The organism is Providencia sp. 2.29, assembly GCF_015832305.1.
Classification (GTDB): domain Bacteria; phylum Pseudomonadota; class Gammaproteobacteria; order Enterobacterales; family Enterobacteriaceae; genus Providencia; species Providencia stuartii.
The window spans coordinates 3,716,753-3,731,326 of sequence record NZ_CP065420.1; the positions used below are offsets into that span (position 1 = coordinate 3,716,753).

12 protein-coding genes are annotated in these 14,574 nt (G+C 41.4%); 5 read left to right on the forward strand and 7 right to left on the reverse strand.

Features of this window, described 5'->3' with window-relative positions:
- Positions 1–18: 18 nt before the first annotated feature.
- Entirely contained in the window at positions 19–378 is a 360-nt protein-coding gene (gene folB / locus I3B46_RS17540) for a bifunctional dihydroneopterin aldolase/7,8-dihydroneopterin epimerase (RefSeq protein WP_004925173.1), read from the reverse strand.
- Between the two features lie 114 nt (positions 379–492).
- On the opposite strand from folB, the gene plsY reads away from it, so the two are divergent.
- Positions 493–1,149, forward strand: coding sequence for a glycerol-3-phosphate 1-O-acyltransferase PlsY (gene plsY / locus I3B46_RS17545; protein WP_014657630.1), 657 nt, complete (start codon positions 493–495; stop codon positions 1,147–1,149).
- 199 nt (positions 1,150–1,348) lie between these two features.
- Positions 1,349–2,881 carry a methyl-accepting chemotaxis protein gene (locus I3B46_RS17550; RefSeq protein ID WP_104873246.1) on the forward strand — a complete coding sequence of 511 codons (1,533 nt, stop codon included), beginning with the start codon at positions 1,349–1,351 and terminating at the stop codon, positions 2,879–2,881.
- A 107-nt stretch (positions 2,882–2,988) separates the two neighbouring features.
- On the opposite strand, the gene tsaD is transcribed toward I3B46_RS17550, so the two are convergent.
- Complete coding sequence (tsaD, locus tag I3B46_RS17555) at positions 2,989–4,017, reverse strand: tRNA (adenosine(37)-N6)-threonylcarbamoyltransferase complex transferase subunit TsaD (protein ID WP_163762168.1); 1,029 nt, start codon at positions 4,015–4,017, stop codon at positions 2,989–2,991.
- A gap of 326 nt (positions 4,018–4,343) precedes the next feature.
- Here tsaD and rpsU point away from each other — a divergent pair, with 326 nt between their 5' ends.
- From rpsU to rpoD, 3 genes are all read left to right on the forward strand, one after another.
- Entirely contained in the window at positions 4,344–4,559 is a 216-nt protein-coding gene (rpsU, locus tag I3B46_RS17560) for a 30S ribosomal protein S21 (RefSeq protein WP_001144069.1), read from the forward strand.
- 115 nt (positions 4,560–4,674) lie between these two features.
- The gene (dnaG, locus tag I3B46_RS17565) at positions 4,675–6,420 is read left to right on the forward strand and encodes a DNA primase (protein ID WP_104873245.1); all 1,746 of its coding nucleotides are present in this window, start codon (positions 4,675–4,677) and stop codon (positions 6,418–6,420) included.
- Between the two features lie 117 nt (positions 6,421–6,537).
- On the forward strand, positions 6,538–8,445 hold the full coding sequence (rpoD, locus tag I3B46_RS17570; protein ID WP_120752680.1) for an RNA polymerase sigma factor RpoD: 1,908 nt from the start codon (positions 6,538–6,540) through the stop codon (positions 8,443–8,445).
- Between the two features lie 57 nt (positions 8,446–8,502).
- Here the strand turns inward: rpoD and I3B46_RS17575 are convergent, their stop codons facing one another.
- The 5 genes from I3B46_RS17575 to I3B46_RS17595 form a co-directional block, all read right to left on the reverse strand.
- Positions 8,503–9,966, reverse strand: a complete 1,464-nt coding sequence (locus I3B46_RS17575) for an MFS transporter (protein ID WP_104873244.1) — start codon at positions 9,964–9,966, stop codon at positions 8,503–8,505.
- A 254-nt stretch (positions 9,967–10,220) separates the two neighbouring features.
- Positions 10,221–10,493, reverse strand: a complete 273-nt coding sequence (locus I3B46_RS17580) for a YkgJ family cysteine cluster protein (RefSeq protein WP_004925202.1) — start codon at positions 10,491–10,493, stop codon at positions 10,221–10,223.
- Entirely contained in the window at positions 10,490–12,061 is a 1,572-nt protein-coding gene (locus tag I3B46_RS17585) for a cobalamin adenosyltransferase (RefSeq protein WP_163762169.1), read from the reverse strand. The genes I3B46_RS17580 and I3B46_RS17585 overlap by 4 nt, the downstream gene beginning before the upstream one ends.
- Before the next feature lie 55 nt (positions 12,062–12,116).
- Entirely contained in the window at positions 12,117–13,193 is a 1,077-nt protein-coding gene (locus I3B46_RS17590) for a hypothetical protein (protein ID WP_004925206.1), read from the reverse strand.
- Positions 13,194–13,230: 37 nt separating this feature from the next.
- Positions 13,231–14,091, reverse strand: a complete 861-nt coding sequence (locus I3B46_RS17595) for a helix-turn-helix transcriptional regulator (protein ID WP_061064382.1) — start codon at positions 14,089–14,091, stop codon at positions 13,231–13,233.
- Between the last annotated feature and the right edge of the window lie 483 nt (positions 14,092–14,574).

Here is a 14,574-nt window from a genome sequence, read left to right on the forward strand (position 1 = left end):
CTATCTTTCTTTTCAGTTTTAAGCGGGTCTAGTGCCTCTTTCAATAATAACACCCACACTTTTCGCCCGCACAACTGCGCCTGGCTTAGCAACTTTAATGCGTACCCAAGGGCAACAAAAATGACCTAATAGAAGTTGAGCGACTTCTTCCGCGACACGTTCTACTAAGCCAAATTTGTTTTTACTGACATGATCCATAATGGCTTGGCTAATTTGCGCGTAATCGAGACAATCGGTGACATTATCGCTCCTTGATGCTCGTTTGTTATCCCATCCCATTTCGATATCGAGCACGAGTTTCTGCTCAATTTTTTGTTCCCAGTCATATACACCAATGGTGGTGATGACTGATAATTGTTCAATAAATACGATATCCATCACGTCATTTTCTCGTTTATGTGCTGAATTGATACCACTTCATGGAAAATATGCGTATTATCCAATGAGTGAAATAAATTGTGTATATATACCCCAACTGTTTTGGAGTTTGCTATGAGTGCAACCGCGCTTGGCATGATAATCTTTGCCTACCTTTGTGGCTCAGTTTCAAGTGCTATACTGATCTGCCGATTGGCAAGATTGCCCGACCCTCGTCAACACGGCTCAGGTAACCCTGGAGCAACCAACGTCTTGCGCGTCGGCGGTAAATTAGCCGCAGCCGCAGTGCTCATTTGTGACGTCCTAAAGGGGATGATCCCGGTTTGGTTGGCTTATTATCTAAAAGTTCCTCCATTCTATCTTGGCTTTGTCGCGATTGCAGCTTGTCTGGGACATATTTACCCCGTTTTCTTCCGTTTTAAAGGCGGGAAAGGTGTCGCAACGGCATTTGGCTCTATCGCCGCTATCGGCTGGGATCTTTCTGGCTTAATTGCGGGCACTTGGTTACTCACGGTACTTCTTAGCGGCTACTCTTCATTAGGTGCCATTATCGGTGCACTACTTGCCCCATTCTATGTTTGGTGGTTTAAGCCCGAGTTCACCTTCCCTGTGGCGATGCTCTCCTGCCTCGTCTTAGTGCGCCATCATGGTAATATTCAACGTTTATGGCGCGGGCAAGAAAGTCGTATTTGGCAAAAGCTCAAAAATAAGAAACAAAAAACCCCGAAAGAAATCGCTCAAGAAGCAAAAGAGCAGGAACAAGAAGATTAATATTAAGAGGCTGTCATAACAGCCTTTTTTATGCTTTCAACATAATTGACCTACTCCTATCCAAACTCTGTACCAAACTTAAGTGATATTGCGGGTAAAAATCAGATAAACATCAAATTATTATAAATAATGCCTAATGATAATTTGAAATAAGTCGAAATATACCATTGAGAAACTCAACAATTATAATGGTGTATTTATGACGAGCATTCCCTTTATTACACAAAACGAATATCAATTAGAAGACGATACCACACTGATGACCACGAGTGATTTAGATGGCAATATCACTCACGCAAACGATGACTTTATTAAAGTAAGTGGTTATTCACTCTTGGAACTGATGAACCAACCTCATAACATCATTCGCCACCCTGATATGCCTAAAGCAGCCTTTGCGGACATGTGGAGTACCTTAAAAAAGGGGGAGCCATGGACTGGTATTGTAAAAAATCGCCGTAAAAACGGTGATCACTATTGGGTTAGAGCCAATATTTGCCCAATGATGAGAGAAGGTGTTATCACGGGTTATATGTCGCTTCGAACAAAAGCCTCACGAGAAGAAATCGCCAGTGCTGAGCCGCTCTATCGGGCATTAAACCAAGGGCGCCCCCCTCATAAATTACATAAAGGCCTCGTGTTAGCAAAGCACTGGTTTGGACAATACCCTGCGCTGTCGATACGTTGGCGTATTCGATTACTGATGATCCTGTTATTTACGGGTTGGATAAGCGTTGCTGCACTCTCGGGCCTACAAGGCTTGTCTTTTCTTCACGCAACCGTTCTCACCTTAATCACCTTATCCGCTAGCAACGTTTTACTTGAACGTATGGTGGCGAAGCCTATCGAAAATGTTGCTAGACAAGCCCTTGATGTGGCAAGAGGCGAGTGCCACAGTATCAGCCATCTTCATCGTGTTGATGAAATTGGGATGATATTACGATCTATTGGTCAACTCGGATTAGTGTGCCGGTGGTTAACCAACGACGTGTCTTACCAAATCAGTAATGTGCACAACGAGAGTGAACTATTAGTTAACGATTGTGATGAACTAGAACAGCATACCCAAAAAACAGTGGGCTATGTGCAACAAACGGTAGCGGCGATGAATCAAATGTCAGTGTCCGTACAAATGAACGCAGATAATACAATACAGGCGGATAAACTCTCTAGTCAGACAAGTGAAACCGCAATTCATGCCGCGGAAGCCATGAAAAATGTTGTCCAAACCATGGATGAAATTGTTCACAGTACGAATAAAATCAACGCTATTACCGATGTGATTAAAACGATCGCTTTTCAAACCAATATATTGGCCCTTAATGCCGCTGTTGAAGCAGCTCGAGCAGGAGAGCAAGGAAAAGGTTTTGCGGTTGTTGCAGATGAAGTGCGTAGCCTTGCCAGCCGAAGTGCGAGCGCCGTAAACGATATTCGTGACCTTATTGATGACTGTGAAAACAAAGTACATTCAGGCAAATTGCACGTACACACCACGGGAGATACATTGCAAGAAGTGGTCAAGCAAGTACAGGATGTCACCCAACTGATCAGCCATATCAGCAACGCAACTTCCGAACAAGCAGCCGGACTCACTGAAATCACACAGGCCGTCTTTGAACTCGAATCCATCGCCCAGAAAAATACCGTGTTAGTCGAACAAAGTGCTAATGCCTCTGAGGTCGTCAAAAAACATGCGATAAGATTGGATGATGCGATAACTATTTTGCACTAAATCACCGTTTCTGGATCTAAAAAAGAAAACGAGATATCGGGAGACAATAAATTAGCGGCGACTCAATTGACAATAAATGGGCCGCCGCGCTAATCACACTTTCGATACTATTCGCGAGTTTCGACTAATGGTGGAAGCTCCGCTAATGGCCAACGCGGGCGCACTGTAACGCCTAAGCCTGTTGTCGCGCCGCCTTTTAAGCGGATCAGCCCCGCTAATGCAATCATCGCACCATTATCAGTACAGAACTCTGGGCGTGCATAAAACACCTCCCCCCCACGCTGCTTTAGCACCTCTTCCATTTTAGCGCGTAGTGTACGATTGGCACTCACTCCCCCCGCCATAACTAGGCGTTTAAAACCGGTTTGTTCAAGTGCACGCTTGCATTTTATGGTTAATGTATCCACTACGGCATCTTCGAAAGCGCGTGCAATATCTGCGCGAGTTTGCTCATCATCCGCATTTTCCCGAATGGTATTAGCGGCAAAGGTTTTCAGCCCTGAAAAGCTAAAATCAAGCCCTGGTCGGTCGGTCATTGGTCGAGGGAAAACAAAACGACCTTCTGTGCCTTGTTGTGCCATACGCGATAACACTGGCCCCCCCGGATAATCTAACCCGAGTAGTTTTGCTGTTTTATCAAATGCTTCACCCGCGGCATCATCAATAGACTCACCGAGTAATTCATATTCACCAATACCAGTCACACTAATTAGCTGGGTATGTCCCCCTGACACTAATAAGGCAACGAATGGAAACTCAGGGCTTTTTTCCTCCAGCATCGGTGCTAGTAAGTGCCCTTCCATATGATGAACAGCAACAGCAGGAACGCCCCATGCAAAGGCTAGCGAACGTCCCACGGTGGCACCAACCATTAAAGCGCCTACAAGCCCCGGCCCCGCTGTATAAGCGACCGCATCAATATCGGCACTCGTAAGATTGGCTTGTTTAAGCGCGGCCTGAATGAGTGGAACCGTTTTGCGAATATGATCGCGAGAGGCCAATTCAGGAACCACGCCACCGTAGTCAGCATGAACTTTTATTTGGCTATATAATTGATTAGCTAATAGACCGGCCTTATCATCGTAGATTGCGATCCCGGTTTCATCGCAGGATGTTTCGATACCTAAAACGCGCATTGCACTACCCTTGTTTGTTGCATGAGCCAAAGTCTATCATTAAATTCAGGCTATCGTATAATTTATGATGCCAAAAGGCTGACTTTTCCTGTTGTATAGTCTATAATCAGTGCCCTGTAATAAATTTCGTGTGGCTAATTTTCATTATTACCTAAACTCGCTGTTTTTTTCATCAAAAAAACAACGAAATGGTAATCTTGTGTGTTTCAATTTTATACGGCACTTTACAAACCCGTACTCATTGAAGTAAAATTCCGCACCATTTTAAATGACGGCTGGTGGAATAAAGCCAGCAACAACCCGATTTCTATTGAGGTGAGAGGCACATGCCGGTAATTAAAGTACGTGAAAACGAGCCATTCGACGTTGCATTACGTCGTTTCAAACGTTCCTGCGAAAAAGCAGGAGTCTTAGCTGAAGTTCGTCGTCGTGAATTCTATGAAAAACCAACGACTGAGCGTAAACGCGCTAAAGCATCTGCTGTTAAGCGTCACGCTAAGAAACTGGCTCGCGAAAACGCACGCCGTACTCGCCTGTACTAATTGGTCGCGGTAACCACCGCAATCATCACAGGCAGTATTAGTAAGCAGTTAAAGGCCGTGCTTTCCTGAGGGAAGCGCGGCTTATTATCGTTCATCAACAGGCGAAAAGAGGCTTATGGCTGGACGAATCCCGCGTTCATTTATCAATGATTTGTTAGCGAGAACCGACATCATCGATTTAGTCGATGCAAAAGTCCCGTTAAAGAAACAGGGTAAAAATCATCACGCGTGCTGTCCGTTCCATAACGAAAAAACACCATCTTTCACGGTGAACAGTGAAAGGCAGTTTTATTACTGCTTTGGCTGTGGTGCACATGGTAATGCGATCGATTTCTTGATGAATTACGACAAACTCGATTTTGTTGAAGCCATCGAAGAATTATCCGCCTTACATGGCCTTGATGTTCCTTATGAAACGGGAACTGGCACAAGCCAAATTGAACTTCATCAACGGCAAAATCTGTATCAGTTGATGGAGAAAATAAACCATTTTTACCACGCTGCCTTAAATCATCCATCGGCAAGTAAAGCCAAAGATTATTTAAGCCAACGTGGTTTATCGGCTGACGTTATTGAGCATTTCTCGATAGGTTTTGCCCCTGTCGGATGGGACAACCTGCTCAAAAAATTTGCCGTAAACCCAGAAAGTCGCAAACAGCTTGATGATGCAGGTATGTTAGTGACGAATGATAGTGGCCGTACCTATGACCGTTTCAGGGAACGGGTAATGTTCCCCATTCGAGATCGTCGTGGGCGTGTTATCGCTTTTGGTGGGCGTGTTTTAGGTGACGCATTACCGAAATACCTAAACTCACCGGAAACCGATATTTTCCATAAAGGCCGGCAGCTATTTGGCCTCTATGAAGCAACGCAACACAACGGTGAACTTGATAAATTACTGGTTGTTGAAGGCTATATGGACGTTGTTGCATTGGCACAATACGGTATCCGTTATGCGGTTGCCTCACTTGGAACCTCAACAACCTCTGAACATATTCAGTTGCTCTATCGTTCAACAGATACGGTTATTTGCTGTTATGACGGCGACCGTGCTGGGAGAGAGGCAGCTTGGCGAGCCCTTGAAAATGCATTGCCCTATTTGACCGACGGTCGTCAATTACGGTTTATGTTTTTACCTGATGGCGAAGACCCTGATTCTTTAGTTCGCAAAGAAGGTAAAGAAGCATTTGAATTACGAATGAATGACGCACAAACATTATCGTCATTTCTATTTGATTCACTCGTGCCACAAGTTGACTTAAAAACACAGGAAGGACGAGCAAAATTTAGTAAGCTCGCCATCCCTTTGATAAAACAAATACCTGGTGAAACATTGCGCCTATATATGGCTCAAGAGCTAGGAAATTTTATTGGTATACCGGATATTTCTCAGGTTCTTGCTATGATTGATAGAGAGAATGCAGAACCGGTAAATTACCAAGCACCGAAATTAAAACCAACCACAATGCGTATTTTAATCGCGTTGTTGGTACAGAATCCGAGTTTTTCGGAATTCGTTCCCTCGCTAGAGGGGATAGCCCATATCCAAATGCCGGGGCTTTCTCTATTTCAGGAATTGGTTGATGTTTGCCGTTCCACCCCTGGTATGACGACTGGGCAGTTGCTTGAGCTGTATCGTGACAATAAATTCGCGAGTCAACTTGAAAAACTGGCAACTTGGAACGATATAGAAATAGAGGAGATAGCGGAAAAGACATTTAAAGATGCTTTAAACCATCTATTTAATAGCGCGCTTGACGAGCGTTTTGACTACTTGATAGCCAAAGAACGAACTGAAGGGCTGACCCCAGAAGAGCGCGCAGAAGTCCGCCTAATCACGCTTTCACGTGTGAAGACATAACTGAATACCAAACGGCTTAAGTGCCGATTTACTAAAGGCAAATGCCTGTAAAATGCTACGATTTTAAAGGGGCGTAGCGTAATAATAAAAATCCCCTTTGAATGTTCTTGTTGGCCGATTGTTTCGCCGACCGACACCAATCTAAATACTCAGAAGTGTGGATACCGTCTTATGGAGCAAAACCCGCAGTCGCAGCTTAAGCTACTCGTAACCAAGGGTAAAGAGCAAGGTTACTTAACCTATGCTGAGGTCAACGACCATCTGCCGGAAGATATCGTCGATTCAGATCAGATTGAAGATATCATCCAGATGATTAATGACATGGGCATCCAGGTCATGGAAGAAGCACCTGACGCCGATGATTTGATACTGGCTGAAACCACATCCGACACGGATGAAGATGCGGCAGAAGCTGCAGCACAAGTTCTATCCAGTGTTGAAAGTGAAATTGGTCGTACTACAGACCCTGTGCGCATGTATATGCGTGAAATGGGAACAGTCGAACTCTTAACCCGTGAGGGTGAGATCGACATCGCAAAACGTATTGAAGATGGCATAAACCAAGTTCAATGCTCTGTTGCAGAGTACCCTGAAGCCATCACTTATCTCCTTGAACAGTATGATCACGTCGAGGCAGGCGAAAGCCGTTTATCCGACCTGATCACCGGTTTCGTCGACCCTAACGCTGAGGAAGATCTCGCACCAACTGCAACACACGTTGGCTCTGAACTTCCACAAGAAGAGTTAGATAAAGACGACGATGAAGACGAAGATGATGAAGACGGCGATGACAGCGATAGCGATGATGATAACAGCATCGATCCTGAACTAGCCCGTGAAAAATTCAGCGAATTGCGCGCGCAATACGAAAAAACACGTCAGCACATTAAGCAATTTGGTCGTAACAATGCACAAACCGCACAAGCGATTGAAGAGCTTTCTGAAGTCTTCAAACAGTTCCGCTTAGTGCCAAAACAATTTGACTATCTGGTCAATAACATGCGTGAAATGATGGATCGCGTTCGCCTTCAAGAGCGTACCATCATGAAACTGTGTGTTGAACAGTGCAAAATGCCTAAGAAAAACTTCATCACGCTATTTAGCGGTAATGAAACCAGTGAAACTTGGCTAACAGCCGCCAAAGCGATGAACAAGCCTTGGTGTGAAAAGCTGGTTGAAGTTGAAGAAGAGATTTTGCGTTGTCTGCAAAGATTACGTCAAATTGAAGAAGAAACAGGCCTGACTATTGAGCAGGTGAAAGATATCAACCGTCGCATGTCTATTGGTGAAGCCAAAGCTCGCCGTGCGAAAAAAGAGATGGTTGAAGCGAACTTGCGTCTGGTTATTTCGATCGCGAAAAAATATACCAACCGTGGTTTGCAGTTCCTTGACTTGATCCAAGAAGGGAATATCGGTCTGATGAAAGCGGTTGATAAGTTTGAATATCGCCGTGGTTATAAATTCTCGACCTATGCAACTTGGTGGATCCGTCAGGCAATTACGCGTTCTATCGCAGATCAGGCTCGTACCATCCGTATTCCTGTTCACATGATTGAAACCATCAATAAATTGAACCGTATCTCTCGTCAGATGCTACAGGAAATGGGCCGTGAACCTTCACCAGAAGAGTTAGCGGAACGCATGATGATGCCGGAAGATAAGATCCGTAAGGTACTGAAAATAGCTAAAGAGCCTATCTCTATGGAGACGCCAATTGGTGATGATGAAGATTCACATCTCGGCGATTTCATTGAAGATAATACTTTAGAACTGCCATTAGACTCAGCAACTTCAGAAAGTCTACGTTCGGCAACTCATGAAGTATTAGCTGGCTTGACTGCACGTGAAGCAAAAGTACTGCGTATGCGTTTTGGTATCGATATGAACACTGACCACACGCTAGAAGAAGTGGGTAAACAGTTCGATGTTACCCGTGAGCGTATCCGTCAGATCGAAGCAAAAGCACTGCGTAAATTGCGTCATCCAAGCCGCTCAGAAGTTCTACGTAGCTTCCTTGACGAATAATTCAGTCTTTAAACACCTGCTTCGGCAGGTGTTTTTTTTATTCGCCTAATTAATACACTAAATGTTCACTTTTCGACGTTTAACAATCAACCATAGCGTGAAAACCACAACACCCGCCCCACCTATCATCGCCACATTAAACCCTGATGTCATTGCTGCTCGAACAGCTTGAGCAACATAAGGCAAAGTAACTGATGAAGTATTATTAATAAGTAAACTGACTTCTTGAGCAGGTACGGTTGCCATTAACATTTCATCATGCTGTAATTGATTGAGTGCTTGATGCGTCATTAATGTCCCTAATAGTGCGATCCCCAATGTCATGCCTGTTTGCCGTAACGCATTCATCACCGCGGAGGCAACCCCTGAATAGGCTTTATCAACACTCCCCATAATCAAAGCTCCTATCGCCGGTGTCGCCATTCCCATCCCAGCCCCCAGCACAAATAAAAGCAAAGCAATAACCGTATAAGCCGTATCTGCATTCACCAAACCAAGCGCAGTAGATGTTAGTGCAATAAGCACAAACCCTAAAATCATTAAATTTCTGACACTCGTCAATCGAGTCAAGTGACCGAAAGAGAAAGAAAATAGTGCCATGGCAACAAATTCAGGAGCCATACGCAATCCTGCCTCAAAGGCTCCCCAGCCCTGCCCTTTTTGTAGAAATAAGGCGATAAAAAATACATTGCTGTAGGTCGCAAAACCAAGCGTAAAAGAGGCCACGTTATATTGAAAAAAGTATTGATTAGTTTTAAACAAAAAGATGGGAAATAAAGGCCTTGCGACTTTCATTTCGACTATCACAAAACTGATCAAAGCGAGAAAACCTACAGTTAATCCCCCTATCGTCATAACGCTTCCCCACCCTTGCGCTCCTGCTTCAATTAAGCCATATGTGACACCCGCAAGCGCAACAATACTCAAGCATTGGCCTAATGGATCAAAGGCGGCTTTCTCGGGATCTGCACTTTCATCAATGCCTATCCAACCCAACAACAAAGTGACTATTCCAAGAGGAAGATTAATTAAAAAGATCGTTGGCCAATCAAACAGTTCAACTAATAACCCGCCTAAAATAGGACCAATTATCAATGACAATGCACTCACAGCAGACCAGATCCCGATTATCTTCACTCGCTCAATATCATTCAAAAATGCTTGGGTAATAATAGATAAAGCACCGGGGATCAGTGCTGCTGCCGCAATGCCTTGGGTCACTCTTCCCCAAATCAGCATATTTGTTGTCGTCGCTATCGCGCAAAGGGCAGAGCCAAGTGTAAAAATGGCGATCCCTGCTAGCCACACTTTTTTACGCCCATAACGATCACTAATCGGCCCCACAGACAAAATCAATGCAGATAAACAAAGCGCATAAGCATCAATGATCCACTGGAGCATTCCCATATCAGCATTGAGATCCCGTTGAATTGCAGGTAATGCAACATTGACGATGCTGATATCTAATGTCGCCATAAACGTGCCTAAACAAACGGCAGAGATCAAAAAAAGACGTTTCATTATTCTCACCTTCCCATCAAATGATGCCTTTATCATAATTATCGACCGGCCGACGGTCAATAACAAATGAGATTGAATATCATTTAATGTTAGGGATCAATAAGATCACGCCTGTAGGTTTAATGAAAAGGGATCATTAACTAAGTTATAGGGGGATGTTGATAAACCAAGCCTACTTTATCAATTCATAAAATAAGACCATCACTAAAAGGTTTAGTAATGGTCTTATTAAACGGATATAGCATAAGTCAAAATTATTCACTGCCCAGTATTATTTCACAGGCAATTCTGTTCACTTCAACAAATTCATGCCATGTATATTGATCGTGATAATGAAGCAAATACTGTTTATCGACACGACAGATATCTGGGCGCTCTTCGTAAATAGTGCATAACATGCTAGTTTCATTATAATGTTTACAGATGCCATCGCCTCTATCAAGAAATTGAGTTTCATTAGCGCGATCAACATGGCGGCAGCATGCTCCACATTTATCACAAGGAAATAGCTCGGTTTCTAAAATCATAATGAATCCAGCCAATCACTGAATGAATCATCACTATCTACATCATAGGGTAATGCAATATTGCTCCGTTTAATTTCCTGATTAAGAATAATTTTTCGCTCATATTCTGTATTTGTCGCCTGCAATGCATGGGTAAACGTCTGCATTTCAGCAACATTAAAATTAAATTCAAGCTGAGCAAGTTCTGTTAGGTATTTATCTAAAGCAGCATTAACATCTCGGTAGTACTTTAATGTTAGCTCATACTTATTGCGGAATTTATTTAAAAAACGCCAAATCTTTTGCATTAAATTACTGTGCTCTAAATAATAGCACATCGCCAATGTCAATAAACCAGAGACTAAAGCCCCAATGAATAGCGCAACATCATTACCGAATGGGAATGATAATATTCCATTCAAATATGTTGTTATCATTGAACCGAGTACAACAGAAATACTGGTCGATATAATTTTAATGGCTGATTTTAGTAAATCCCCTAATGTTAAATTTTCTGGATTAAAAAAGAGCAGCTTCACAGCAGAAAATAGGCTATTTGCAGACTCTCGGATTAACTTCCCTATCATTTTTGTCGATGTTAGGAAAATATTCAACATGGTGGTTGTAACACTGGCTAATAACCCACCAAACAACCCATTATTAAACTCAGTCCAAAAATCTTTAAAACGAGCTTTTAATCTTTCCCAAATATTCGTAACAACACCTTTCAAATCCTCCAAGAAAAGTTTAAATTTAAAGTTTGTTTTATGCTGTTCAATCAATTTAGGAATCGAATCTTTTAATTCAAACCAAAGCTCTGCAAATACAATCCCTAGCATTTGCCTTGCTCCCATTCTCAACCCAGTGTTAATAGCCGCTGATGCCGTATTCACAAAAAACTTACTGCTACTGTAGTACTTGCTACTAATTTCTGCATCATACTGTTTTCTGGCCTTTTCATCGACAGCCTTCATGGCATCAAAATTGGCTTTCTGCTTATTCTTAAGTGTCTTGAGTTTTTTTAACTCAATATCGGTTAGTTGCCCTTTACTTTCTAATGCACTAATTTCTGCTTTAAGCAGTGTTTGCTGTGACTTTAGATTCGAAATAAAGTCTGCCATTTTTTTGGCTTTTTTCGACTTATTTAATGTTTCATTCGTAAAGGTCAAATTTGAGTCACGGTTAGCTAAATCCGCACCGTCAATTTCAGCAAGAACACGTGCAGGGTCATTATGCACTTCATAAGCCGCAATAATATGATCAAGATTAGTCACATCATGTTGGCTAAACGTTTCTCCTGTATAGGAGTCCGTTAACTCACCCGCTAACTTTTTTTGTTTGCCTTTGCGGTTTGTCTCTTTGTAATTCTCGTGGCTGTGGTATGCATGTGAATCATATTCACCACGATCCCGATAACGATTTTTTTCTTCCTCGGTTGCCCAAATATCATTTCTGACATTATGCACCGTATCAACATCCCCCCCTTTTTTATCTTTTAATAATAAAAAATCCAAACCAAAGGAAGTGACTAAACTTTGAACAATCGTATCGTTCACTTCTTTTTGCCAATTATAATTTGTCTGTTGCATATGTCTTACCTATAAGTAGCAGTGAAAGTACTGCTACTTATGATTTATGATGCCATCAAGATAACGTAAAACGCTTAGTTTCATCTAATCGCTTATCTAAACATTCCTGATTTAATATTTTCAGACCATGGCTATCTGTTTCAATCTCGATAACCTCATCAACAATAATAGCCTCATTATTTTGATTTAATTTCGGCTTAAATAATGGTGTCGTAATTAGGTTAGTCATAATAGCTGCAAGTTTATAACCATTATTAATAGTGAGCTTTAACTCATCCGTAATGCCATGGGTGTTAGCCTGACCTAATGCTTTATTACGTTGAATCATTTTGTCGGCTTCTATGAGTGCTAATAGATATGGTTTAAACACGGTAAATTGTGCTTCTAAAACATGATAAATAGCGACAACGTACTCTTTGGTTTTGGTTAAATTTTCATAAGCCAAAGTCATTTTTGCAACGGCACCATTAACTTCAGAGCGAATTTTTTGGGCATTATCTAATGCTTTTTCAGCGTGAGAATTATAAGCCCAACCAGCAATCGCTAAGATAGGAGCAACAACAGCACCACCTAACACCATTGCTCCACCTGCCATCCCCCAACCACCAGCAGCTAGAGAACCGCCACCGATAGCCGCCATTGTCGCATTATAAGCAGCCGCACCTGAAAGCGCTGCAATTGGTGTTCCTGTAGATGCAGCCGCGAATGCCATAACACCACCATAGACAGCAAACCCCGCAGCAGCACTTGATGCACCGGCTCCCACTAAGGTTCCAAGATACTCTGTCGCTGAAATAGCGAGGTTTTCAATTTTATTGATTTCATGACGTGGAATCGAAATTGAAATATCCTGTCCTGATTCATTAAGCTGCTTTAATATTGATTGTGCGATAGTGTTAAATTTATTGAAACTTTTACCGATTTTTAACTCAAGCGTACCTAACTTTTCTAATTCCGTTGTCGTGCTAACATTTATTGACTCTAGCACTTCTTTTTTTTCATCATAACGACGTTTAGAGCTCTCTAAAATATCGTCAGCTTCTGATTTTGTTTGGTATCCGTCATAAGCTTTCTTTCCACCAAACGCGGCGGCCGCAATAGCTGCACCAGCAATAATAAATGGTATTGCCATAAAATCCTCTCAGTTTTAATAAAATGAAAATAACTAGTTACAATTGACTAATATAATCCCGTAGGTTTTGTTCAAACTTTATCTTTAACCATTCTGGCTCTAAAACTTTAATATTTGGGATCCAATATTGAATTAAAGGTAAAATTTGCTTTTCACTCATCGCAGAGCATGAAATTGTTAGAGAATCACTACTTTCATCAACAATACACTGATTAGGTAAAACATCTCTTCTTTTGAAGTAATCAGCTATCGACTTTGAAACCAATACTCGAGCATGAAAATAATTATGGCTAGTCCATGGGTCTTTACTCTCCATTAACATATTGACAATATTATTATCAGGTAAAAAAGTTTTTTTGCTGACATCTAACCATTCAATCCTATTTAGTGAAAATGATTTAAGCTTCCCCTCTTCGATAGCATTCAAGTACCAAATCGTATTGTGACAGATGAGCTTATATGGATATATTGTCCGATTTTTGCTTTTATACAAAATATGACATTCTCTTTTATTATCAATTGCATACCTAATTCTTTCATAATGTGTTTTTAAGTAGCTCTTGATCTTATGCTCAATGCCATTAAATTTAATGAGAACACTTCTGTTCTGAATAGTCTCAGGAATACTCTTCAAAAAAGACTGACTAAAATCAGGCAAATACTTATCTATACCAAAAAAAGAAATCATTTTATAATATTCGACAACTGTCGAAAAACCATACTTTGAATTCCCTTTATGCTCTAAAATTAAGTTTAGCGAATTCAAATCTCGATAAATCGTCCGCTCGCTGACTTTAAAACGAGAGGCTAATTCATACTTATCTACTTCACCATAAAGATATGCTTCGAGAATAATTGTTGCTAATCTGACTCCTTGATTTTTTTTATAGTCATCCATTTTATCACCAACTATGATTTAGGTTAATATTGATTACGCAAAGAATATCAAACTCAGTGACAAATGGCGTCAGTACAAAACTTTTTATCGTATAAGATAACTCTCATTTTTATATCATAGCAATTTTTCTGCTACCTTTAATTAAAACCCTTATTAAGGGTAATTACCTTTTATTTAAAAACCACTGTAATTCTGCACAGACTATTTAAGAGTAAACAGCCAATAAAAAACATTAATAACAAAATTACGCTTAATAGGTGATTTTTATTCTAACGACAAGTTAAAAATGCTCATAAAACAAACTGTGATTATCTAATTCTTATTATCTTAGTCTTTTAATAAAGGGAAAACGAGACCATGATTAAGTAGCGTGATGACTTTAACTGGGTTGGAAATAGTGATAATGATGGCAGCATAGTCGCTCGCACATGTGAGCAACATTTTAATGTATAAAGGAATATCCTAGTTATCCCCAGCCAATAT